This is a genomic window from Pauljensenia sp. UMB1177 (genome assembly GCF_030217965.1).
Lineage (GTDB): Bacteria > Actinomycetota > Actinomycetes > Actinomycetales > Actinomycetaceae > Pauljensenia > Pauljensenia turicensis_A.
On the sequence record NZ_JASOOV010000004.1, the window covers coordinates 154,947 to 179,274 of the forward strand.

At 56.4% G+C, this 24,328-nt stretch carries 21 protein-coding genes; 20 read left to right on the plus strand and 1 reads right to left on the minus strand.

The features are described 5' to 3' along the window. Positions 1 to 7: 7 nt before the first annotated feature. The 17 genes from QP442_RS06620 to QP442_RS06705 all read left to right on the plus strand — a co-directional run bounded on the left by QP442_RS06620 (position 8) and on the right by QP442_RS06705 (position 18,929). A complete protein-coding gene (locus tag QP442_RS06620; RefSeq protein ID WP_103632573.1) occupies positions 8 to 697 on the plus strand; it encodes a histidine phosphatase family protein in 690 nt (229 codons plus the stop codon). A gap of 224 nt (positions 698 to 921) precedes the next feature. Next, positions 922 to 1,416, plus strand: coding sequence for a SixA phosphatase family protein (locus tag QP442_RS06630; protein WP_103632575.1), 495 nt, complete (start codon positions 922 to 924; stop codon positions 1,414 to 1,416). Positions 1,417 to 1,550: 134 nt separating this feature from the next. Continuing rightward, positions 1,551 to 2,312, plus strand: coding sequence for a YebC/PmpR family DNA-binding transcriptional regulator (locus tag QP442_RS06635; RefSeq protein ID WP_006681110.1), 762 nt, complete (start codon positions 1,551 to 1,553; stop codon positions 2,310 to 2,312). Between the two features lie 2 nt (positions 2,313 to 2,314). Further along, positions 2,315 to 3,217 (plus strand): pyridoxal 5'-phosphate synthase lyase subunit PdxS, encoded by a 903-nt coding sequence (pdxS, locus tag QP442_RS06640; RefSeq protein ID WP_103632576.1) that lies wholly within the window; start codon positions 2,315 to 2,317, stop codon positions 3,215 to 3,217. Continuing rightward, positions 3,211 to 3,804 (plus strand): pyridoxal 5'-phosphate synthase glutaminase subunit PdxT, encoded by a 594-nt coding sequence (gene pdxT / locus QP442_RS06645; protein ID WP_006681108.1) that lies wholly within the window; start codon positions 3,211 to 3,213, stop codon positions 3,802 to 3,804. Before pdxS ends, pdxT begins: the two co-directional genes overlap by 7 nt. A 3-nt stretch (positions 3,805 to 3,807) precedes the next feature. Then, the gene (ruvC, locus tag QP442_RS06650) at positions 3,808 to 4,437 is read left to right on the plus strand and encodes a crossover junction endodeoxyribonuclease RuvC (RefSeq protein WP_006681107.1); all 630 of its coding nucleotides are present in this window, start codon (positions 3,808 to 3,810) and stop codon (positions 4,435 to 4,437) included. A 57-nt stretch (positions 4,438 to 4,494) separates the two neighbouring features. Continuing rightward, positions 4,495 to 5,094, plus strand: a complete 600-nt coding sequence (gene ruvA, locus QP442_RS06655) for a Holliday junction branch migration protein RuvA (protein ID WP_103632577.1) — start codon at positions 4,495 to 4,497, stop codon at positions 5,092 to 5,094. A gap of 25 nt (positions 5,095 to 5,119) precedes the next feature. Beyond that, positions 5,120 to 6,130 (plus strand): Holliday junction branch migration DNA helicase RuvB, encoded by a 1,011-nt coding sequence (gene ruvB / locus QP442_RS06660; RefSeq protein WP_103632618.1) that lies wholly within the window; start codon positions 5,120 to 5,122, stop codon positions 6,128 to 6,130. Positions 6,131 to 6,269: 139 nt separating this feature from the next. Beyond that, positions 6,270 to 6,644, plus strand: a complete 375-nt coding sequence (gene yajC, locus QP442_RS06665) for a preprotein translocase subunit YajC (RefSeq protein ID WP_257878402.1) — start codon at positions 6,270 to 6,272, stop codon at positions 6,642 to 6,644. Positions 6,645 to 6,677: 33 nt separating this feature from the next. Beyond that, positions 6,678 to 8,675 (plus strand): protein translocase subunit SecD, encoded by a 1,998-nt coding sequence (gene secD / locus QP442_RS06670; RefSeq protein WP_103632579.1) that lies wholly within the window; start codon positions 6,678 to 6,680, stop codon positions 8,673 to 8,675. Beyond that, positions 8,672 to 9,760, plus strand: a complete 1,089-nt coding sequence (secF, locus tag QP442_RS06675) for a protein translocase subunit SecF (RefSeq protein ID WP_103632580.1) — start codon at positions 8,672 to 8,674, stop codon at positions 9,758 to 9,760. Before secD ends, secF begins: the two co-directional genes overlap by 4 nt. Further along, on the plus strand, positions 9,757 to 10,302 hold the full coding sequence (locus tag QP442_RS06680; RefSeq protein ID WP_103632581.1) for an adenine phosphoribosyltransferase: 546 nt from the start codon (positions 9,757 to 9,759) through the stop codon (positions 10,300 to 10,302). The genes secF and QP442_RS06680 overlap by 4 nt, the downstream gene beginning before the upstream one ends. Positions 10,303 to 10,368: 66 nt before the next feature. After that, positions 10,369 to 12,660, plus strand: a complete 2,292-nt coding sequence (locus QP442_RS06685) for a RelA/SpoT family protein (protein WP_181002136.1) — start codon at positions 10,369 to 10,371, stop codon at positions 12,658 to 12,660. Positions 12,661 to 12,850: 190 nt separating this feature from the next. Continuing rightward, a complete protein-coding gene (locus QP442_RS06690; RefSeq protein ID WP_218840315.1) occupies positions 12,851 to 14,194 on the plus strand; it encodes a DUF349 domain-containing protein in 1,344 nt (447 codons plus the stop codon). Positions 14,195 to 14,197: 3 nt separating this feature from the next. Then, complete coding sequence (locus QP442_RS06695) at positions 14,198 to 14,914, plus strand: MBL fold metallo-hydrolase (RefSeq protein WP_103632583.1); 717 nt, start codon at positions 14,198 to 14,200, stop codon at positions 14,912 to 14,914. 161 nt (positions 14,915 to 15,075) lie between these two features. Beyond that, complete coding sequence (hisS, locus tag QP442_RS06700; protein WP_006681097.1) at positions 15,076 to 16,428, plus strand: histidine--tRNA ligase; 1,353 nt, start codon at positions 15,076 to 15,078, stop codon at positions 16,426 to 16,428. Between the two features lie 239 nt (positions 16,429 to 16,667). Further along, a complete protein-coding gene (locus QP442_RS06705) occupies positions 16,668 to 18,929 on the plus strand; it encodes a DEAD/DEAH box helicase (RefSeq protein WP_219810929.1) in 2,262 nt (753 codons plus the stop codon). A 149-nt stretch (positions 18,930 to 19,078) separates the two neighbouring features. Here QP442_RS06705 and QP442_RS06710 read toward each other — a convergent pair whose 3' ends face one another. Then, on the minus strand, positions 19,079 to 20,455 hold the full coding sequence (locus QP442_RS06710; RefSeq protein WP_103632584.1) for an MFS transporter: 1,377 nt from the start codon (positions 20,453 to 20,455) through the stop codon (positions 19,079 to 19,081). Between the two features lie 121 nt (positions 20,456 to 20,576). Here QP442_RS06710 and aspS point away from each other — a divergent pair, with 121 nt between their 5' ends. The 3 genes from aspS (at position 20,577) to QP442_RS06725 (ending at position 24,325) form a co-directional block, all read left to right on the plus strand. Beyond that, positions 20,577 to 22,394, plus strand: a complete 1,818-nt coding sequence (gene aspS, locus QP442_RS06715; protein WP_285069715.1) for an aspartate--tRNA ligase — start codon at positions 20,577 to 20,579, stop codon at positions 22,392 to 22,394. 221 nt (positions 22,395 to 22,615) lie between these two features. Beyond that, complete coding sequence (locus tag QP442_RS06720; RefSeq protein ID WP_103632586.1) at positions 22,616 to 23,233, plus strand: L-threonylcarbamoyladenylate synthase; 618 nt, start codon at positions 22,616 to 22,618, stop codon at positions 23,231 to 23,233. 72 nt (positions 23,234 to 23,305) lie between these two features. Continuing rightward, positions 23,306 to 24,325 carry a hypothetical protein gene (locus QP442_RS06725; RefSeq protein ID WP_103632587.1) on the plus strand — a complete coding sequence of 340 codons (1,020 nt, stop codon included), beginning with the start codon at positions 23,306 to 23,308 and terminating at the stop codon, positions 24,323 to 24,325. The last annotated feature ends 3 nt before the right edge of the window (positions 24,326 to 24,328 follow it).

Consider the following 24,328-nt stretch of genomic DNA (forward strand, 5'->3'; position numbering starts at 1 on the left):
CACAGTTGTGAAAATCGTCCTCGTGCGTCACGGACAGACCTACGCCAATGAAGCGCACGCTCTTGACACCTCTAGGCCTGGACTACCGCTAACCGCCGATGGGTTGGCTCAAGCCACCGATCTTGCTTCGCGCTGGGAATCTGAAGTCGGGCAGGCTCCAACAGTGGTTGCTGTTTCACCTCTTTTTCGCACTCGCCAAACCTGCGCACCCCTATGCGCTAAGTATGCCCTGACTCCGCTGGTGAGACCAGGAATTCGTGAATTACGCTCAGGTGACGTTGAGATGAACGCTGACCCGTTCTCAGACTCCGTTTACGTTGAAGGAACGGGAAACTGGTCGCACGGTGCAACTCACATTCGTATGTCTGGCGCTGAAACGGGGGAGGACGCGCTTGCCCGTGCGTTGCCCGTTATCGCCGAAGTGGCTGGCCTCGTACTTGAGGAAGATCCGGACGGCGTGGGTGTGATCGTCGCTCATGGAGCCCTACTGCGCCTGCTGGCATCGACGCTTGCGCACAACATCTCCGGCACTCTTGTGATGACTCACTTCATGTCGAATACGGGAACCGTCATCTTGCAGTGGCCCACCGAACGATTCGGCACCTCCGTTCCTCACAACCCCGACGATCTGCGAGGTGCCTTCACTGGTCTGACGTGGAATAACCGTCCAGTTGATCAGTGGGATCTAGAGGATTGATCTCAAAGGGGAAACCCCGGTATCGCATGTAATCGGACAGAAATTCGCGGTGTTCATTGCATGACAGCCACGTCTTGGAATCCGCCCACGGGATTTTCGGGTTTGACCAGGTGATGATCCACACCGCCTGCGCATTACACTCGCGTGCCTGACACACACCGTCAGCGCGGCCTCGTCCCAATGCCATTGAACCTCCTCGATCCCTCACACTGTAATCTTTTCGCATGAGTCAATGCACGCTGATCCTTGTTCGCCACTCTGACCCGGAGTATTTCGCGCTGTCGGATCACTCGCGACCGTTGACCGATCTTGGTCTCCGTCGGGCGCACGAGCTTGGCATCAAACTGCAAGCCGAAGTTGGAGACATCGAACTAGGGGTCAGTTCAACAGCAGTGCGCGCATGGCAGACCTTCGACGAGATCGCGAAGAACCTGCCAATGAGGACCACGTACAAGGATCGTTCAATCTACGATGCAGGGGCAGAGTCACTCATCGAAACGATTAACTCCCTGCCTGGAGAATCCGCACTGATTGTCGGACATCAGCCAACAATCGGCCATGTTGGATACCTGATCGGAGACGATAGTGCGAAAGCCGATCTTGGCACTGGCGTCGGTAAAGCGACTGCTCTGATCATTCAAAGCGAAGGAAGTTTCGCTGATTTTCGTCCCGGCGCGAACCTGCCAGTACGGATTGTCACCGTCCCACGCGTGCTGTAATCGCAGAGTTCAAGGCTGACGGGCATTGGCATCGAACGTTTACTGTGTCCCATAGCCCACCTTTGAAGACGCTGACCTTTTACTAATCCCGCTAAGATATACGGGTACGCAATCCACCCTTCAAGGGAGCAGTAATGTCGGGACACTCTAAATGGGCGACCACCAAGCACAAGAAGGCCGCCATTGACGCGAAGCGCGGAAAGCTCTTCGCTCGTCTGATCAAGAATATTGAAGTTGCAGCACGCACCGGCGGCGGCGATCCCGCAGGTAACCCGACCCTGTATGACGCCATCCAGAAGGCAAAGAAGAATTCCGTTCCCGCTGACAACATCGATCGTGCTGTCAAGCGTGGCTCCGGTGCAGAAGCCGGTGGCGCGAACTACGAAACCATCATGTACGAAGGCTACGGCCCGAACGGCGTTGCATTCCTCGTCGAATGTCTGACCGACAACCGTAACCGTGCAGCTTCCGACGTCCGCCTTGGCTTTACCCGTCAGGGAGGCTCGCTGGCGGACCCGGGTTCGGTTTCCTACCTCTTCTCCCGTCGTGGCATTGTCGAGGTGGGCGCAGCAGACGGCGTTGACGAGGACACGATCATGGAAGCCGTTCTGGATGCGGGTGCTGAAGAAGTGACCGACACCGGTGATGGATTCGTCATCGAATCCGCAGCCTCCGATGTTGTCGAGGTCCGTAAGGCGCTCCAGTCAGCAGGTATCGATTACGATTCCGCTGAAGTTCAATTCGTCGCATCGACCGACGTTGAGGTTGACCTTGAAGGCGCACTGAAGGTTCAGAAACTGATCGACGCTCTAGAAGAATCTGACGACGTTCAGAACATCTACAACAACATGACGTACTCGGATGAGGTCCGCGCGCAGCTGGAAGAAGGGGAGTGACGATGGCTGACTTCACGTCGACTCGCGAAGTTGGTACCCCGCAGGTTAAGCGCGGTATGGCTCAGATGCTCAAGGGTGGCGTCATCATGGACGTCGTTACTCCAGAGCAAGCAAAGATCGCCGAAGATGCGGGCGCAGTTGCCGTCATGGCGCTCGAGCGCGTTCCTGCGGACATTCGCGCACAGGGTGGCGTTGCCCGTATGTCTGACCCGGATCTGATCGATGGCATCATCAACGCTGTCTCCATCCCGGTCATGGCAAAGGCTCGCATCGGCCACTTCGTTGAAGCTCAGGTTCTGCAGTCCCTCGGCGTCGACTACATCGACGAATCCGAGGTTCTCACCCCGGCCGATTACACCAATCACATCGACAAGTGGAACTTCACCGTTCCCTTTGTCTGCGGTGCAACCAACCTGGGTGAGGCGCTCCGTCGCATCACCGAAGGTGCAGCAATGATTCGCTCCAAGGGCGAAGCTGGTACCGGCGACGTTTCCAACGCGACGACGCACATGCGTAAGATCCGCGACCAGATCCGTCACCTCACCTCGCTTCCCGAAGATGAGCTCTACGTTGCTGCCAAGGAACTCCAGGCTCCCTACGAGCTGGTCGCCGAGGTCGCTCGCGAAGGTAAGCTTCCTGTCGTTCTGTTCACCGCCGGTGGCATTGCTACCCCGGCGGACGCTGCAATGATGATGCAGCTCGGTGCTGAGGGTGTTTTCGTTGGATCCGGTATCTTCAAGTCCGGCGATCCGGCGAAGCGTGCAGCTGCCATCGTTAAGGCAACCACCTTCTACGATGATCCGTCCGTTATTGCTGAGGTTTCGCGTGGCCTTGGTGAAGCAATGGTCGGTATCAACGTTGACGACCTTCCGGTTTCTCACCGTCTTGCGGAGCGCGGATGGTGACGATCGGCGTTCTCGCCCTTCAGGGTGACGTTGACGAACATGTGCGGGCGCTAGAGAATTCTGGCGCCCGCGCCGTTAAGGTGCGTCGTCCCTGCGAGTTGGCGAAAGTGGATGGTCTGATCATCCCCGGCGGCGAGTCAACGACCATGTCGAATCTGTTGGCCTCCTTCGACATGTTTGAACCTCTGAAAGACCGTCTTGATGCTGGACTTCCCGCGTGGGGCACATGCGCTGGCATGATTATGCTCTCGTCTACGATCCTTGATGGTCGCGATGATCAGAAGTGCTTCGCCACCCTCGACATGGTTGTTCGACGTAATGCCTTTGGGCGTCAGGTTGATTCCTACGAAGAAGACCTCGTGATTGACGGCATCGAAGGCGACGATTTCCGCGCTGTCTTTATCCGCGCACCGTGGGTTGAGTCCGTTGGCGACACCGTGTCTGTGATTGCGCGCGCCGGAAACGCTGAAGATGGTCCGATCGTGGCCGTACGTCAAGGTAACGTCATGGCAACCAGCTTCCACCCCGAGGTTGGTGGCGATGACCGCCTGCATGAACTGTTCGTTTCAATGGTGGAGAACCGCTGACCCATGCGAGTCATGGGAATTGACCCCGGCATTACACGATGCGGTTTGGGTGTTGTTGACGTTGATGAGTCAAGGCGTGCCACGCTCGTGTATGTCGGGGTTGCTCGTTCTAACAAAGACATTGCGACGCATTTTAGGCTTCGGACGATTGCAGATGCGATTGATAGTGTGATCGCGCAGTATCAGCCTGAAGTTGTGGCGATTGAGCGAGTCTTCGCCCAAGACAACTTGCAGTCAGTGACGACGACGATGCAGGTCATGGGTGCTGCCATGACGTGCGTGGCGCGTGCTGGTCTGCCGATGGCGGTTCATACCCCGTCAGAAGTGAAGTCTGCTGTTTCTGGAAACGGCAATGCGGATAAAGCGCAGGTTCAGGCGATGGTGTCGCGTATTCTTCGCTTGTCGAAGCCTCCGAAGCCCGCGGATGCTGCAGATGCGCTTGCAATCGCAATTTGTCATGCGTGGCGGGGGACAGGTCTACTGGGTGTTGGCGATGATTCATCAGTTTCTGTTTCTATCTCTGGTCGCTTGACTTCCAAAGGGTCAATGACACCCGCGCAACGTGCGTGGGCGGAAGCTCAAGCTGCGCAACGCCGGACAGGTGCTGTTGATCCGCGACTGCGTCGCAAGTAAAATAGAACAGGTGTTCGCATTGGGTGTGGGCGCTATCGATCCAATACAGGAGAACAATTGATCGCACAGTTGAGTGGAACAGTGGCCTCAGTTGGTTTGGATTCAATTGTCGTGGTTGTCTCCGGCGTTGGTTTCGATGTGAAGGTCGTGCCCACATACGCTCAGCAGGTGCGCGTCGGTGACGAGCTCACTGTTGCAACATCGCTTATTGTTCGCGAGGATTCCCTGACACTCATGGGCTTTGAAACGGCTGATCAGCGTGATGTATTCACCATCTTGCAGACCGTGTCCGGTATTGGACCTCGTATTGCCCTTGGTGCGCTTGGCGTTCTTAGCCCCGATGATCTTCGTCGTGCCGTTCGTGATCATGATCTTTCAACCCTGGGCAAGATCCCCGGTGTTGGAAAGAAATCAGCGCAACGCATGGTGTTGGAGCTAGGGGAGAAACTCGGTCAGCCCGCACATCTTGGAAAGGCGGGAACCGGAGCCGCACTCGCCATGGGCGCTGTCGAAGAAGATGTTGTGGCAGCTTTGGTTTCGATGGGATGGAAGCAATCCCAGGCACAAGCGGCAATCGATACGCTGGGTGGACAGGGCTTGGGGGCGTCTGATTTGCTCCGTGCCGCTTTGCTGAAGTTGGGAGGCTCTCGTGGCTGATTCTTTCGATTCTCCCGCAGAGGCAATGCGTATTGTTGCTCCTGATGCCGGTGAGCTTGAACGTGCTGCAGAAGCAGCTCTGCGTCCCAAGCGCCTCACTGAATTCGTCGGACAAGAAACTGTTCGTGAACAGCTTCAGCTTGTTCTCGATGCGGCACGTGGCCGTGGCGTGAGTCCCGACCATGTTCTTCTTGCCGGTCCTCCCGGGTTGGGTAAGACCACTTTGGCAATGATTATTGCCGCCGAAATGGGGACATCGCTCCGCCTGACCTCCGGTCCGGCAATCCAGCATTCGGGTGACCTTGCTGCGATCCTTTCAGGGCTTCAAGAAGGCGACATTCTTTTTATTGACGAAATCCATCGTCTTGCTCGCACCGCAGAAGAAATGCTGTATCTGGCAATGGAAGACTTCCGCGTCGACGTTGTCGTGGGTAAGGGGCCCGGCGCAACCTCGATTCCGCTGACGCTTCCGCCTTTTACCGTTGTCGGTGCGACTACGCGCACGGGCCTGCTACCGGCTCCTCTGCGTGACCGTTTCGGTTTTACCGCTCACCTTGAGTTCTACGAGACACACGAACTTGAAGCAGTCGTCACGCGTTCCGCTGACCTTCTTGGCGCCCCCTTGGACGCTCAGGCGGCTCACGAAATCGCCTCCCGGTCAAGAGGCACCCCGCGTATTGCCAATCGCCTTCTTCGTCGCGTCGTCGACTATGCCCAAGTACGTGGAAGCGGCGCTTTGGATCTTGAAGCTGCCCAGGGCGCACTCACCCTGTTCGAGGTTGATCGCTACGGTCTCGATCGTCTTGACAGAGCAGTACTCGACGCAGTCTGTCGGCGTTTTGCTGGGGGACCGGTTGGATTGACCACTCTTGCGGTCACGGTAGGTGAAGAAGCAGAGACGGTCGAAACCGTCGCTGAGCCCTACTTGGTTCGTGAAGGATTCCTTGTTAGAACCAACCGCGGACGTGCCGCCACGCCCAAAGCTTTCCAACATTTGGGGCTGACACCGCCCGCCGAATCTATGCTGTTTAGCTGAATCACAGTGTTATTCGCCTGATTTGACCGCCTTTTTCGCTAAGAGAGCCTTCTTCGCATTAGACTGACCAGGGTGCGCTCTACGCGCGTTCATGACTAGAAAGAGGCAATCCGTGGGTAACTTCCTCCAGGGCGGCAACATGACCTTTATCCTACTTGCGCTCATCCTGATCGCGATGATGTGGTACTCAAGCCGTGGTCGCAAGAAGATGGCTGAGCGTCAGGCTCAAATGGAACGAGATATGAACGAGAAACTCGTTCCCGGTGCTTGGGTGAAGACCGCTGTTGGATTCTGGGGTCGCTTTGTCGATCAGGACGGCGACATCGTCGTACTCGAGACGATTGATGGTACAGAGATGTACTGGGATCGTCAGATGATCCGTTCCGTTGGGGACGAACCGCCTTTCGCTTCAGATGAGCCCGCTGTCGAACTGGCCGAAGAAGAACCGCAAGAACCGATTCTTGGCCTCGATGATCCCGCTACGGATGATGCATCGACCGACGAAAAGAACTGAGTATCCCGAGCTAGGGACTGGGAGTAGTTAAAAGTGTCTACACGTAAACGCCGACCTGTGCGTTCACTTGTCACCCTCATTGTTGCAATGGTGGTGGCAGCGGCCGGACTGGTGATTGGCAACGTCACCAAGGGGACCTCGTTGGTTCCCTCGCTCGCCCTCGATCTTCAGGGCGGCACCCAACTGATCTTGACGCCGAAGTCGACCGAAGAAGGCGACCGAGCGATCACTGAAGACGACATCACGCAGGCGATTTCAATTATTCGTAATCGTATTGATGCCTCCGGTGTTGCCGAATCAGAGATCACTTCGATGGGCTCGGATAACATTGTTGTTTCAATCCCAGGTACGCCTTCACAGGAAACTCTCGACCTGATTCGTTCGTCCTCGCAGATGAACTTCCGACCTGTTCTCCGTATCGGTCTGGCTTCCCAGAAAGTTGCGACCTCCTCAACCGCCGAGGCTTCAGACAAAGATTCTGAACAGTCAGCTCAGTCTGCTGATAAAACTCAATCAGCGACAGAACAGGCTTCGGCTGATGGCGCCCAGTCAGCAGACGGTGCTCAGTCGGTTCAGCAGGTGTCGACCGCACTGGATGAAGAATCCGCGATGAAGGTCGCTGATCTGAATCAAGACGGTGTTCTCTCAGACCAGCCGAATTCGACTCCTGCTAATGGAACGGATCTTGCATGGATCACAGAGCAGGTTCTCTACGACTTCTCCGTGCTTGACTGCACCAACTCCGAAGCTCGCCAGCAGACCGAAGGTGCTGCAGACAAGCCCTACGCTGCCTGCGATAGCGATGGTCAGCTGAAGTACATCCTTGGTCCGGTTTCGGTTGCCGGTTCGAACCTTTCGAACGCAACTGCCGGCCAAGTCACCAACTCGACCGGTCAGGCAACCGGCGCGTGGGGTGTCGACCTGCAGTTCGATTCTGAAGGTACGAAGGCATTCGCAGATTCTTCCGAACTGCTCTACTCCTACAAGGATTCTGACGCCGAAGGAAAGAGCTTCTTCGACTCGCCGGATCGCAACCACTTTGCCGTTGTTCTTGACGGTTCGGTGATTACTGCTCCTTCAATGAATGCTGTCATCTCTGATGGTCGTGCTCAGATCACCGGTAACTTCACCGCGAAGTCAGCCACCGCGTTGGCAAACCAGCTCAGCTTCGGTTCGCTTCCCCTGAACTTTGAAGTTGAGTCCGAACAGCGTATTTCCGCCACACTGGGTTCTGATCACCTGCAGAAGGGCATGTTGGCTGGCGCCATCGGCTTCCTGCTGGTCATCCTGTACCTGATCTGGCAATACCGTGGTCTGGCGCTTATTTCTGCCGGTTCGCTATTTGTTGCAGCAGCACTCACCTACATCGTGATCGCGCTTCTGTCGGCGACGATGGGATATCGTTTGTCGCTCGCAGGCGTTGCAGGCTTGATTATGGCGGTCGGCGTCACCGCTGACTCGTTCATCGTCTACTTCGAACGCGTGCGTGACGAGGTCCGTGACGGTCGCCCGCTTGCTGCCGCAGTTGACGAAGGCTGGGATCGCGCTAAGCGCACGATCCTCGTCTCCGATGCCGTGAACCTGGTTGCAGCTATCGTCCTCTACCTGCTGGCAGTCGGTGGCGTGCAGGGCTTCGCGTTCACTCTCGGTGTGACAACCGTGATCGATATTGCTGTCATCTTCCTGTTCACTCACCCGATGATGGAACTGCTGATTCGTACCAAATTCTTCGGCGAGGGACATCGTCTTTCCGGTCTTGATCCCGAGCACCTCGGTGCAAAGAACTCGCTGATTTACGCCGGTCGTGGTCGTGTTGTTATGCCGAAGCAAAAGCAGGGCAAGGGTGCGACGGCTCAGCCTGTGACTGAAGGCAAAGGGATGAGCCTTGCTCAGCGTCGTCGCGCGCAGCGTCTTGCTGAAGCTGAAGCGCAAGTGGAAGAAGCTCGCGCATCTGCGGATAGTGAAGCGACGAAGGCTGAGGGTAGCGCAGTCGATGGTGAGGCTGCCGAGCAGAAAGGGGACGCGAAATGATGTCGTTCGCCCAGTGGGGTAATGCTCTGTACTCGGGGGATAAGTCCTACCCGGTTGTCCCTAAGCGCAAGGTTTTTGTTGGTCTTGCTGCAGCCTTGATTGGCGTTGCTTTTGTTCTTTCAGCAGCCATCGGCCTCAATGCTTCCATTGAGTTCACAGGCGGTGCGCAGTTTGATGTGACCCGAGTCAGCGATCAGTCTGAGGAAAAGGCCTCGGATATCGTGACTGGCACCGGAATTGTTTCCACCGCGAAGGTGACGAAGGTTGGTACGGATTCTGTTCGTATTCAGACTGAATCTGTTGATTCGCAGCAGGCGGCGACGATTCGTGATGCGTTGACCAGCGCGTACGGTGTTGATCCGGCCGATGTTCAGTCGTCAACGATCGGCCCGTCCTGGGGTGCTTCGGTGACTTCGAAGGCTACTCAGTCGCTTGTCATCTTCATGTTGCTCGTCGCGATCTTGATGACCCTGTACTTCAGGTCATGGACTATGGCGCTGGCCGCTCTGCTGGCACTTGTCCACGATATTGCCCTCACGCTTGGTGTTTTCGTTATCACCCAGGTTGAGGTTTCGCCTGCAACGGTCATCGGCTTCCTGACGATTCTTGGTTACTCTCTGTACGACACGGTCGTTGTATTCGACAAGGTCCGTGAGTTGACGAAGGGCATCTACGACCAGAAGCGTTTCACTTTTGCCGAATATGTGAACTTAGCCGTCAACCAGACCATGGTTCGTTCGATTAACACGTCGGTTGTTGCATTGCTTCCGGTCGGTTCGATTCTGATTATCGGTGCTTTGCTTCTTGGTACTGGTACTCTGACCGATATTTCGCTGGCGCTGTTCGTCGGTATGATAGCCGGCACCTACTCGTCGATCTTCATTGCGTCCCCGCTTCTTGTTCTGCTTCAAGAGCGTTTGAAGAAGACGAAGGCGCACACGGAGTCGGTCGAAAAGGATCGTGCGCGTCATGTGGCTGTGGGTAAGGGTGACGAGGGTGCCTCCACTGTGAAGGTTGCTCCTGTTCGTCCGGGGCAGCGCCTCTCGAATGCTCACCAGCCGAAGAGGAAGAAAGAGCATCGATGAGTGGTGAACTTGGCGCGCATATCGGTGAACTTGTTGACTCGAATCTCGGTCTTGTTCAAGATTTCCCGGAGCCCGGTGTTCTGTTTCGCGATATCACTCCGCTGATTGCAAACGGTCCGGCGTTTAAAGAGCTCATTGAGATGCTCGCCGAGCGCTATAAGGGGAGTGTCGACGCAATTGCAGGTCTGGAGTCGCGTGGCTTCATTCTTGGAGCGCCACTTGCCGCTGAACTCGGTGTCGGTATGCTGACCATCCGTAAAGCAGGCAAGCTTCCCGGTCACGTTATCGGTGTCGACTATGACCTTGAATACGGTAGCGCTCGCATGGAGATCCGACCCGAGTCGGTGACTCCAGGGTCGCGTGTGCTGGTCATCGATGACGTTCTTGCAACAGGAGGCACTGCTGCTGCGTCGGTTGATCTGCTCCGTCAGTGCGGAGCACACGTGAGCACCGTTGCTGTTCTTCTGGAGCTTGAGGCTTTCGACGGGCGCGAAAAGCTTGCCGAACATGATGTCGTCACCGAATCAGCATTGGTAGTCTGACCTGCGGTTCCTCGTTTAGTTGCGGTCAAATATGTTTGACACGTCACAGGTGCGTATCATAGGAGCATGACTGACCAGGCTAACTCCGCTCACTCAAAACCAGGCGTGGCCGGATCTCGTGTGAGGTCCGGCCTCGTATGGTTTGGCGCACGCACGCGCCCGACGATTCCTGAGATCGAACCGTTGGTTCGAGCACTGCGTGCGAACCATCCGAAAGCCGATGTGAGCATGATCGAGCGTGCCTATCGCACGGCCGAATTGCATCACCGGGGGCAGGTTCGTAAATCGGGTGAGCCGTATATTACTCACCCAGTTGCGGTGGCAACGATTCTTGCTGAAATGGGTATGACTACCCCGACACTGGTGGCTGCTCTTCTGCATGACACGGTTGAAGATACGGACTACACGGTTGAAGAGCTAGCAGCGGAATATGGTGAGCCGATTGCGGCGCTCGTTGACGGTGTGACGAAGCTGGACAAGGTGCGCTACGGCGAATTTGCTCAATCTGAAACACTGCGCAAGATGCTTGTTGCGATGAGCCGCGATATTCGAGTTCTTCTCATTAAGCTTGCTGACCGTCTTCATAATGCGCGCACGTGGCGTTTCGTCCCCCCGTCGTCAGCGAAGAACAAGGCGCGAGAAACGCTTGAGATTTATGCGCCTCTTGCTCATCGTCTGGGCATGAACATGGTGAAGTGGGAACTCGAAGAGCTCTCCTTTAAGACTCTGTACCCTCAGATTTATGAAGAGATCGATCGCTTGGTTGCAGAGCGGGCTCCCCAGCGCGATGTGTATCTGCGAGATGTGATTGGTCAGATTGAAGAGGATCTTCGTCGTTCAGGGACGAAGGGCACTGTCTCTGGTCGCCCCAAGAACCATTATTCGATCTATCAGAAGATGATCGTCCGTGGTAAAGCATTCGATGAGATCTTCGATCTGGTGGCCGTTCGTGTCCTCGTAGAGTCAGTGAAGGATTGCTACGGCGTTCTGGGTTCTTTGCATGCTCGGTGGAATCCGATTCCTGGGCGTTTCAAGGACTATATCGCTATGCCGAAGTTCAATCTGTACCAGTCGTTGCACACGACGGTAATTGGACCCGGTGGTAAGCCTGTCGAAATCCAGATTCGTACTTTTGAAATGCACGAGCGTGCCGAACACGGTGTTGCCGCGCACTGGAAGTACAAGCAGAATCCGAATGCGACTGGCGTCGATACAGATCGAATGAGCAACGATGAACAAGCCAACTGGCTTCGCTCCCTTGTCGAGATGGAACGTGAAACGGGTGACCCTGAAGAGTTCCTCGATTCTTTGCGCTATGAGATCGCCGGCGACGAAGTTTATGTTTTTACGCCGAAGGGGCAAGTTGTTGTTCTGCCAGCGCATGCCACACCTGTTGATTTCGCCTATGCGGTGCACACTGAGGTTGGGCACCATACGGTTGGTGCGAAAGTGAATGGGCGCCTCGTTTCGCTTGATACTCAGCTTGAGTCTGGCGAAACGGTTGAGGTTGTGACCTCGAAGTCCGACAAGGCTGGTCCGTCACGCGACTGGCTTGCTTTTGTGGCATCTCCGCGTGCGCGTTCGAAAATTAAATCGTGGTTCTCTAAAGAACGTCGCGAAGAAGCGATTGAAGAGGGCAAGGAAGCGCTTGCGAAGGCAATGCGTAAGCAGAATCTTCCTCTTCAACGCTTGATGAGTCATGAGACGATCCTGTCGGTGGCAACGTCGTTGGGCTATTCCGATGTGTCCAGCCTGTATGCGGCTGTCGGTGAGAGCCAGGTTTCGCCTCAGAACGTTGTGTCAAAACTTGTCGAGAACCTGGGTGGAGGAGACGGCACCGAAGAAACTCTGTCCGAAGGAGTGACTCCGGGTGCAACTCGGATTCGCACTCAATCGGGTTCGTCCGATGCGGGTATCACCGTTGCCGGTATGGAGTCCAAAGATATTTGGGTGAAGCTGGCAAAGTGCTGTACCCCGGTTCCGGGCGATGATGTTGTTGGTTTTATTACTCGTGGTCAGGGCGTCTCCATCCACATTGCTTCGTGCCATAACGCTGTTCGACTGAAGGAATTGCAACCTGAGCGCTTTGTCGACGTTTCTTGGGCACGGGGAGTCAGCGGACAGGTGTTCCGTGTTCAGATCCAGGTCAAGGCTTTGGATCGTGCGGGATTGCTGTCGGATCTGACGAAGGTGATGTCGGACTATCGCGTCAACATTGTGTCTGCGTCAACGAAGACGACATCCGATCAGGTTTCGCTTGCTCGATTCTCGTTTGAGTTGGCAGATATGGCGCATTTGAATGCGGTTCTTTCCGCTCTGCGTCGCGTCGACGGGGTGTTCGAGGCCGTTCGCGTGTGACATCTCTGCGCGTTAAAGGACGGGACAATCGGGCAAAACAGCCGTAATCGTCCATGTCGTAAACGCCAGTTTATGAAATGGGGGCCAAGGACGTAGACTGACAGGGGTGCACCACATCGGTGCACTGAGAACCACGCTCCGTGGAGACTCTTCCACGCATCGGCGCATAGCGCCCTCGCCATGAAAGGCAATGATTGTGACAACGACGCCGACCCCCAAGCCTGCTCCCTCTTCTGACGAGCAGAACATCACCCCTTCGGCCCCGGCCAAGGAAACTCCCGTGTCCGCGTCGAGTACGCCACTCACTCACGAGTTCGGTCGTATCGATGAAAACGGCACCGTTTACGTTGTCGATAACGGCACTGAGCGTGTTATTGGTGGCTACCCCGAAGGTGTGCCTGCAGAGCCTTTCGCCCTTTACGAGCGTCGTTTTGCGGATATTGAGGCAACCGTCAAGCTGTTCGAACATCGCCTTGCAACCTTGGCTCCCAAGGATATTGATCTGACTCTTGCGACGATCACCGAAGCTCTTGAATCTCCGAATGCTCTGGGTAACCTTGCTGCGTTGCGCGAACGTGTTGAGAGCGTGAAGGTGCGCGCTGAAGAGCGTAAGGAAGTAGCAAAGATTGAACGCCAAGCTGCTCGTGAGGAAGCTTTGAAAGCTCGTAGGGCAGTCGTTGAGGCTGCTGAAGCCATCATCGCTCAGGCTCCTGAGCGTATTCACTGGAAGCAGTCTGGTCAGAAGCTCCGTGATCTGCTCGACGAATGGAAGTCGTTGCAGCGCAAGGGACCGCGCATCGAAAAGGCTGTTGAAGATGAGCTCTGGAAGCGTTTCTCTTCGGCGCGTACTCAGTTTGATCGTCAGCGTCGCCAGTATTTCTCTGCTCTCGATCAGGCACAGTCTGAGGCGAAGCGAGTGAAGGAAGCCATTATCGCCGAGGCTGAAGCTTTGCAGACCTCGACCGATTGGGGCGCCACTTCGGGTGCATACCGTGAGCTGATGAATCGTTGGAAGGCGGCTCCTCGCGCATCCCGTAAGGAAGATGATGCTCTGTGGGCACGTTTCCGTGCGGCACAGCAGGTCTTCTTCGACGCACGTCGCGCGAAGGACGAGGCCACCGATTCTGAGTACCGCGAAAATCTTGCTGCCAAGGAAGCACTTGCCGACGAAGCAGAGAAGATCCTGCCTGTGGAGGATCTTGAAGCTGCGAAGACCGCCCTGCGTTCGGTTCAGGATCGCTGGGAAGAAATTGGTCGAGTTCCTTCCTCTGACTTGCATCGCATTGAAGGTCGTCTGCGTGCGGTTGAATCTGCAATCCGCGAGGCAGAAGAAAACGAATGGCGTCGTACCAACCCTGAAACACGTGCACGTGCTCAGGGTATGCTCGGCCAGCTCGAGGCTCAGGTTGAGTCCCTCGAATCGGATCTTAGCGTTGCCAAGGCGAAGGGCGACGAAAAGAAGGTCAAGTCCCTTACTGAGGCTCTGGAGACAAAGCGCACCTGGCTTGCTCAGATTCGCGCCTCTATGGAGTGATCAGTGAAAATCACTGTTATTCCAACGCCGTACTACGCAGCCAACTGCGTGGTGCTGGTTGCCGATGGCGAGCCGGCGGCGCTGGTCGTCGATCCGTCAGCGGGAGTGCAGGATAAGATTCGCGAGGTCTTGGTCGCGTCTCAGGCTCATGTCGGAGCTGTTCTTGCAACTCACGGTCATCCTGATCATGTCTGGGATTGTGCCGAGGTTGCCTCGTGGGCGCCTGAGACTCCTGCCCCTACGTGGATCCCGGCTCCTGATCGATACCGAATGAATGATCCGGCATCGCATATTCCGATGCCCGTGCCCCCGAGCATCGGCCCGTGGGTGAAGCCCACCGATCTGCGCGATTTTCCGGGTGGTAGCGTTGAGGTGCTTCCCGGTATCTGGATGAAGATGGTTCCAGCTCCAGGTCACTCTGAAGGTTCTGCCGTGTTTATCGGTCACTGTGATATTGAGGTTGAGATGAAAGGACAGACTGTCTTCTCGTCTTCAACCCCGGTTCCATGGGCTCTATCTGCTGATGTGCTTTTTGCTGGTTCGGTCGGTCGTACGGATCTTGCCGGTGGCGATGAGACTCAGATGCGCCATTCGCTACGCACTATTTCACATGCTTTGGATCCTGCAACCCTCTTGATCCCGGGGCACGGTCCAACGACGGTTTTGTCGCATGAGATTGAGACAAATCCGTATTTGAGGCGGGCTCGCACACTCGGCTGATACCTATCAAGAACTAACGGTGGCCTTGGGGATTCCCAAGGCCACCGTGTTTTTCGGCTAGCGGTTTTTTAATGTCTGCAGGGCTCGACCTTAACGGGGATCAGAGCCCGAATATCGTTGCCCGTTTTAGGCAATACGCCTAGGCGTGGAACAATAGAGCCATGGCACGTACATCTCTTTCCGGTTTCCCCGAATGGCTCCCTGAAGGTCGAATCATCGAACAATATGTTCTTGACCATATTCGTCAGGTCTTTGAGTTGCATGGTTTCTCTGGGATTGAGACTCGTGCGGTTGAAACGCTTGAGCAGCTTGAGGCAAAGGGGGAGACCTCGAAAGAGGTTTATGTCCTTGACCGCCTGCAAGCGATGAAGGATGCCGAAGCTGGTCGTCATTCGTCTAAGGAACGCAAGATGGGTCTGCACTTTGACCTGACGGTTCCTTTTGCTCGGTACGTCATCGAGAATGCGAACGAGCTTGATTTCCCATTCAAGCGCTACCAGATCCAGAAGGTCTGGCGTGGTGAGCGCCCGCAGGAAGGACGTTTCCGTGAGTTCACTCAAGCTGACATCGATGTTGTTGGCAACGGTGATCTTCCCTTCCACTTCGAGGTCGATCTTCCTCTTGTGATGGCCGAAGCTCTTGCAACGCTTCCGATCCCGACAGTGCACGTGCTCGTGAACAACCGCAAGGTCGTTCAGGGCGTGTGCGAATCTCTCGGTGTTACCGACGTTGAGGCTGCATTGCGTGGCCTCGACAAACTGGACAAGATTGGTCCCGAGGGCGTTACCGCAGAACTCGCATGCTCGAATATCAATGGCGAGCAGGCCGAGAAGCTTCTCAAGATGGCCCAGATCCGTAGCAATGATCCCGATGAGATCCGTTCTAGAATTGCTGGACTCGGTTGCGAAGGCGAGCTTCTTGCCGAAGGCTTGAATCAGCTGTGTGCGCTCCTCGAGGAAGCTCATCGTCGTATGCCCGGCGCTGTCATCGCTGATCTGAAGATCGCGCGCGGCCTGGATTACTACACCGGCTCCGTTTACGAATCGGTGATTGAAGGCCACGAGGACCTCGGCTCCATTTGCTCCGGTGGGCGTTACGATTCGCTGGCAAAGGATGGGAAACGCACCTACCCGGGCGTTGGTCTCTCGATTGGCGTCTCGCGTCTGGTTTCCCGCATGATTTCAGCACCGATGGTTCAAGCTACCCGCAAGGTTCCTGCCGCGGTCGTTGTTGCTGTCATCGACGAGACAGATCGCGCTCGCTCGGAAGATATCGCAATGCAGTTGCGTAGCCGTGGAATTAGCACCGATGTTGCACCGAGCGCGGCCAAGTTCGGCAAGCAGATTAAGTTCGCTGATAAACGAGGTATCCCATTCGTCTGGTTCCCGGGAATGGAAGGTGAAGCCGACACGGTCAAAGACATTCGAAGTGGAGAACAAATCGAAGCTGACGCTTCGACGTGGACTCCGTCTGCTCAGGACTTGAAGCCGCGTGTCATCTCGGTCGGAGCGTGATTGTCGAAACGGGTCGTAGCTGATGCTTTGGGGGCGGTGAGTGATCTCACCGCTCCCAAAGCATCGTTTCGTGAAGGAGCAACGTAGGCTTGTTTGAGCGATGAGGCGCGCCTTGAATGAAAGTGATGGGCACCGCTAAGCGGTGGATGTTGTGGGATGAGGTTGCGCCGAAGGCCCCACAGTGGCCCGGCTTGATAGAAATCAGCCTCGAATGAAACACACAATCCGATAGGAATACTGTGCCTGAAAAACAGGAAATGAACCTCAACACCTTCGACGAATTGAACGAACCTGCCGAAACGACTGGCGCCGTTGAAGAGCTTCCGGCCGAAGAAAACGACACCCTGGACTTAGAATCCGGCCTCGTCGATGATGAACTCGAGAACGCCGAAGATGGTGGCGAACGTGAAGACGACGAAGAAGAGCCTTCCATCACCTTTGCTGACCTTGGTCTTCCCAATGAGATCCTCGATGCTGTCACCCAGATGGGGTTTGTGACACCGACTCCAATTCAGGAAAAGGCGATCCCGTCCCTGCTCGAATTGAATGACGTTGTCGGTATTGCCCAGACCGGTACCGGTAAGACCGCCGCTTTCGGTCTGCCTATGCTCGCGATCGTGGATGCCGATGAGAAGCTCGTCCAGTCCCTCGTGCTTGCTCCAACCCGCGAACTTGCCATGCAGTCCGCGCAGGCCATTGAGGATTTCGCAGCCCGTACACGTGGCCTTGATGTTGTTTCCGTCTACGGTGGTTCACCCTATGGCCCGCAGATCAACGCTCTGAAGAAGGGGGCGCAGGTTGTCGTCGGCACCCCTGGGCGTGTCATCGACCTTATTGAAAAAGGTGCGCTAGATCTGTCCGGCGTGCGCATGCTCGTCCTCGACGAGGCCGACGAAATGCTGCGCATGGGCTTCGCTGAAGACGTCGAAACGATTACCTCGTCCGTGCCTAAAGACCGCCTGACCGCACTGTTTTCCGCCACGATGCCCCAGGCGATTGAACGCATTGCGAACACTCACCTGAATAACCCCGTGAAGATCGCTGTCTCGGAAGAATCTTCGACTGTTGACACGATCCACCAGACCTACGCTGTCGTGCCGTTCAAGCACAAGATCGGCGCATTGTCTCGCGTGCTCGCGACGCGTGCCCAGCACATCGCTGCCGGCCAGGAAGACGCCGATGCTGCGATTGTGTTCGTGCGTACCCGCGCCGACGTTGAAGAGGTTTCCCTCGAAATGTCAGCACGAGGTTTCCGCGCAGCCGGTATCTCCGGTGACGTCGCGCAGACTGAGCGTGAACGCATGGTTGCACGTCTGCGTGCCGGCACGCTCGACGTGCTGATCGCAACCGACGTTGCGGCCCGTGGCCTCGACGTTGAGCGCATCTCCCTCGTCGTGAACTTCGATGTTCCCCGTGAACCGGAAGCCTACGTGCACCGCATCGGTCGTACCGGTCGCGCCGGTCGCGAAGGTCGCTCGCTTACTTTCTTTACTCCACGTGAACACGGTCGCCTGCGTCGCATCGAGAAGCTGACCGGCACCCCGATGGAAGAGATCCAGATTCCGTCGCCCGCAGCAGTCTCTGAGTTCCGTTCGCGTCGCATGCTCGAAGGTCTCAACGCTCGCATCGAACGCGGTCGTCTTGAAATGTACAAGAACCTGCTGACCGAGGTTCAAGAAACGTCTGAAACCGACATTATGGACATCGCTGCCGCGCTCATGGCGAACGCTGTTGGTGACGAGGGTCCGGCTTTGCGCGTTGAAAAGGATCGCCGTGGCAAGGGCAAGATCCGTAACGAAGAAGAAATCGACGAGTCCGGAGAATTCGTTGGTGCTTCATTCGAGGGCGGTCGTGATAAGGATCGTCCGCTGAAGCCAGGCCACCAACGCGGTCGTGGTCGCAAGGCATCCTTTGGTGTCGGTACCCGATACCGCGTTGAGGTTGGCAAGAAAGACCGCGTGAAGCCCGGTTCGATTGTCGGAGCGATTGCTGGTGAAGGTGGCGTTGACGGCCGCGACATTGGCAATATTGAAATCTTCCCGACCTTCTCGCTGGTCGAAATCTCCGGCGACCTGACCGACGATCAGTTGCGCCGCATCGGCAAGGGCTACGTTCAGGGCCGTCCGCTGCGCATTCGCGTGGACCAGGGCCCCGGTAAGGGCGGGCACCGCTCTGACCGCGAACGTAGCTTCGACAAGGCTAAGAAGTTCGATCGTTCGGGACGCCCCGAACGTGACCGTGGCGAACGCGAATATGCGCGTCGTTACGAACGCGATGACAAGCCACGTCGTGCGCACAAGGACCGCAACGACCGCTTTGATCATCATGCGCACCACGAGTCGTCCGACCGTCGCTCATCGCTACGTGCCGCGAAGCGTTCCGGCTCTTCTGATCGTTTTCGCGCGAGTGGCCGTGGCAAGTCCTCCGATCGTTTCGACCGCGGTGGCAAGTCAGGTTCAAAGGGCACGAGGTCCTTTGGTTCTCACCGTCACTCACGCTGAATCTAGCGGTGGCGCGATCTGACACAGGGGGTTGACGAGGCCCAGAACGAAGCGCTTAAACGCAAAGGGATGGCAGATGAAATCATCTGCCATCCCTTTGGTGTCTCTGCCTACGGGCTCGTGATGAGCCTCGTCAAACGGCGAAATAACTACGAAGCCGAAGGGGCATTGCCACCCTTGATTCGCAATGATGCGACAAGAGCGACCACGGTGACGATCACGGTGATAACGGGGGAGGCCAAGTAGGAGAGGGGCCCTACTGGCATGACCAGCGCGAAGAGAGCGAAGGCAATCGACACTAACGCGAGTTCGATTGATGCACCTGCGGCGTCGGCGACCTGAAGCCACGATGCAACTTTACCGTGCTCCGAAGTATCGGTAAGCCCCAGTGTCAGCACTGAGAGTGTCGAGTGCATGAGTCCCGTGCCAAACCCGGCAACAAACCAGCCGACGAGCGCCGGCCACACGGGCCACGACGCAATCACAAGGAACAGAATCGGGACAAGACCAAGCGTCAGCAGAGCCATGCCAATCGCGGGCAACTGCATACGACGGTCGGGGTCGTGGACTCGAGCTTGGTAAGTCGCACCGGCAGACCACGAGATCGTACCGATGGTGACAGCGAGAGCGGCATGATCTGCATCCCACATGTGAACGCGTTGCAAGACAAGTGGCAGGAACGCCGACGCACCGGCCTGAGCGCCCATGGCAAGCAGGCGCGTCATAATCGCCGCGGGCATCCCACGCTTCAAACGCATCGCGCCCTTGGGGAGAAGCTGGGGGAGAGCCCAGCCGGTGAGCACAAGCCCCACAATGATCAAAATGATCAGTTCAATGCCACCGAGAGCCCCCGACAGCTGAAGCATCAGAACACCGGTGCCCGCGACCACAGCGAGCAATCCCAAGTGCTTCAGATTCTTCACCGGGTGCGTTGTGGACGAACCGAGCTGGCGAAGAACAGAAATCAGGGGAAGAACGGCAAGAAGAGCCAAGAACGGAACCGCCCAAAAGACCGGGCGCCAGCCGAAGTACTGCGCGACATACCCAGCAATCGCGGGACCAACGAGGCCCGGCAGAACCCATGACAGAGAGAACGCGGCGAAGAAGAAAGGTCGATGATGAACGTGGGCAATCGAACCAATGAAGACATACAGCGGAACAATAATGAGTCCGCCACCCAAGCCCTGGATCAGACGACCGACAACGAAAATCGCAATGTGAGGAGCGAACGCTGACGTGAGCAGACCGGCGACAAAACAGATAAAGCCTGCAAGAAGAACCATCCGAGGCCCTTTTGAATCCGCCAGCGCTCCTGCGATGACGGTCGCGCTGAGCTGAGCTGCGAGAGCTGCGCCAGAAGCGACTGAGAACCACGCTTCGGAATCCAGATCCGCAACAACATTCGGCATGATCGTTGTTGTGGCAAGCCCCTCAAACGCTGCAAGCGTAATCAAAAGAACTGAGCCTACGAGCAAAGAAATCTCAATAGGTTGCCATTTGAGGCGTGTGGAATCTTCAGCAGTCACCTGCGAATCTTCCCACTCCTAGAGCCCAGCGAGCAAAGCAAGCGAACAAGAGCGCATAAAGGGGAGTAAAATCGCGGTGCCGCCGCCCGTCTCGCGGATGGCCACAATGAAAGGAAGACACGTGCTGCGCACTCATAACATTGGCACCCTCAATACCGACCTTGTCGGTCAGACCGTTACTCTGACCGGTTGGGTGGATCGCCGCCGTGATCACGGCGGCGTTGCATTCGTCGATCTCCGCGATGCATCCGGTATTGCACAGGTTGTCGTCCGCGACGAATCCGTCGCCCACGAGCTCCGCTCCGAATTCGTCCTCAAAGTCACCGGCGAGGTGTGTGCTCGCCCCGAGGGTAACGAGAACCCTCACTTGCCCACCGGCGCCATCGAAGTGATGGGCGACGACATTGAAATCCTCAATACATCCGCACCTCTTCCTTTCCAGGTCTCTGCGCACACAGAAGACTCCGGCAACGTTGGCGAAGAAACTCGCCTGAAGTACCGTTACCTCGACCTTCGTCGCGAACCGGAACAGTACGCGCTGCGTCTTCGTTCCCAGGTGTCGCGCGCCGCTCGTGACACTCTCTACGCGCACGACTTTGTCGAAATCGAAACCCCGACCCTGACGCGTTCGACCCCCGAAGGTGCTCGCGACTTCATCGTCCCGGCTCGTTTGTCGCCCGGCTCTTGGTACGCACTTCCACAGTCCCCGCAGCTGTTCAAGCAGATGCTCATGGTTGCCGGTATGGAACGCTACTTCCAGATCGCACGTTGCTACCGTGACGAGGACTTCCGCGCTGACCGTCAGCCAGAATTCACCCAGCTCGACATCGAAATGAGCTTCGTTGACCAAGATGACGTCATTGCCGTTGCCGAAGATGTCATGATGAACGTCTGGAAGCTCATCGGCTACGACCTGCCGACCCCGCTTCCTCGAATGACCTACAAGGACGCGATGGAAAAGTACGGCTCTGACAAGCCCGACCTTCGTTTCGGCCTCGAGCTGGTTGACCTGACCGAATACTTCAAAGACACCACGTTCCGCGTCTTCCAAGCTCCCTACGTCGGCGCAGTCGTCATGCCCGGCGGTGCTTCCCAGCCGCGTCGCACCTTTGACAAGTGGCAGGAATGGGCGAAGGCACGCGGTGCAAAGGGCCTCGCCTACGTCACCATTGGTGAAGACGGCGCCCTCGGTGGTCCCGTTGCCAAGAACATCACCGATGCTGAGCGCGAAGGACTGGCGGAAGCAACCGGTGCTCAGCCCGGCGACTGCATCTTCTTCGGTGCGGGTAAACCGACCGCCTCGCGCGAATTGCTCGGCGCGGCGCGCCTCGAAATTGGCAAGCGTTGCGATCTGATTGACCCCGACGCATGGGCATTCACCTGGGTAGTTGACGCTCCGCTGTTCAAGCCCACCGGCGACGCAGAAGCAGAAGGCGACGTTGCACTTGGCCACTCCGCATGGACCGCTGTGCACCACGCATTTACTTCCCCAAAGCCCGAATGGCTGGACTCCTTCGACAAGGACCCGGGCAATGCACTTGCCTACGCCTACGACATCGTCTGCAACGGCAACGAAATTGGTGGCGGATCAATCCGTATCCACCGCCGTGACATCCAGAACCGCGTCTTCAATGTCATGGGTATTGGCGACGAAGAAGCCCAGGAGCAGTTTGGCTTCCTGCTGGATGCCTTCAAGTTCGGCGCTCCGCCACACGGTGGCATTGCATTTGGTTGGGACCGCATCGTTTCGTTGCTCACCAAGTCCGAGTCGATCCGCGACGTCATCGCCTTCCCGAAGTCGGGTGGTGGCTACGATCCGCTGACCGAAGCTCCCGCTCCGATTACGCCTCAGCAGCGTAAGGAAGCTGGTGTTGATGCCCAGCCGAAGAAGCGTGGCGAAGAGGAAACCTCCAAAAAAGAGGCCGGTGAATCAAAGTGATAGCGCGCGTCCAATGACGCCCCCTATCGTTCGCGTGGAAATTTCATCTCCGGTGAATACCTGAGCGCAGAGGGCGGTACTGAAGACTGAGCTCTTCGGTACCGCCCTCTGATTTATCCCATGGATTTCATCTGTGTCACCAGACTTCTTGCATGGCAGATTCGTCAGGTGGTAGGTCTGTTTCACCTGCATGAGTGCGTGATTTAGGGCACACTGTATGTATGTCGTACGTAGAAATGCACCCAGAGAATCCACAAGTTCGTTTCGTGAACAAAGCTGTCGAGATCTTGAACAACGACGGCGTGATCGCGCTTCCGACTGATTCGGGATACGCGATTGCCTGCAAGCTCGGCAACAAGGCTGGCATGGATACGATTCGTTCGATTCGTCGTTTGGACGAGAAACACAACTTCTCGCTCTTGTGCCATTCTTTTGCGCAACTGGGTGAACTTGTCATCGTCGATAACTCTCAGTTCCGTACGATCAAAGCTCTGACTCCGGGTGCCTACACTTTCATTTTGCCTGGAACTAAAGAGATTCCTCGCATGACGCTGAACAAAAAGAAGCACACAGTTGGTGTCCGCATTCCCGATCATGTCATTACCCAAGAGATCGTTGCAGCGCTTGGCGAACCGCTTCTGTGTTCGACACTGATTTTGCCCGGTGAGAGCGAACCGATGATCGACGGGTTCGAGGTGGATGATCGCATCGGTAAGTTGATTGACCTAGTGATCGTTGCTCCCGTCGGTGGTGACGAGGCCACAACCGTGATCGACTTCACCCAGGGTGCTGGAGTGGTCGCGCGTGCTGGTGCGGGGGATACCTCACTTTTTGAGTAAGTACTTCGTATGACCTTCTCACTTCTCTCCTGATAGGCTCAATGGAGCATATTGAGTAAAGGGGAGGGAAGAATGGCGCTACAACGCCATCTTGGTGCTGTTCGTGCGCATTTCGCGCGTATTCTTGCACTCCTTTTTGTGCTGGTTGGATTTGTTTTAGCCTGTGCTACCCCGTCGTTTGCGCAGGGCGATGGAAAGAGCGCGAACAGCCCTTTTTTAAAGGACTCTCTCTCAGACACGTTCACGGTCCTTTCAAGTTGTAGTGGACTTGACGCAACGCACCTTATTGCCGTCTACCTTGACGGTAACGGAACCCTTTTGCAACGTAGTGAAGCACTGGCAAACCCGCTGACCGGCGAAAAGCTTGACGCGAAGGTGTGGGCAGTTGGTACCTATGACGCGCAGAAAGAGCGTTTCGTGGCACCCGTTGAGATCCCTAACGGCACGAATAATGCTGACGGTACTTTGTGGGAAGCTAACGCCGCTCATCAACTCACTGTCTTCTATCTGACCAAGGATGGTCACAGTGCAGGAGAGGCTTGCGGGTTCACGCGCTGGGTCGGCATTACGCAAAAGGCAATCCCGATTACTCCAGTCGATCCCGTTGAACCTGCTACTCCCGTTCAACCGGTAGATCCAGTGATTCCCAGTGAGCCTGAAAAGCCCGTAACCCCCGGTGCCCCGGTTGTTCCTGAGCCCGTTACTCCTTCAGCGCCGGCTGCACTGTTGCCTGATGCCATTTCTGCGCAGACGAACACGGCGGCCGCCCGGAGTGCTTCGAATCCAGCTGTTCAGGTTCCTGCCCAGCAAACGACGCTTGCTTCTCCCGTTCCAAGCGAAGCAAGCTCAACGGAAGACCAATCTGACCAGCCAACAGTGAAGCTTCTTTCCTCCCAATCAAGCGAGTCGTCGGCGTCTTCACTGTCGGCGGAAGCCATTCTTGCTGCGCACGAAGCTAACGCCGACAACGGTGCTGCAATGAACGCGGCGATGGCTTTGTCCGCATCAGCCTTCGCGGCCGGTGGTGGCATGGTGTTAATCGCTGGTGGCGCCGTTGCACATCTACTGTCCGCCTCAGCGCCCACTCAGTGAACC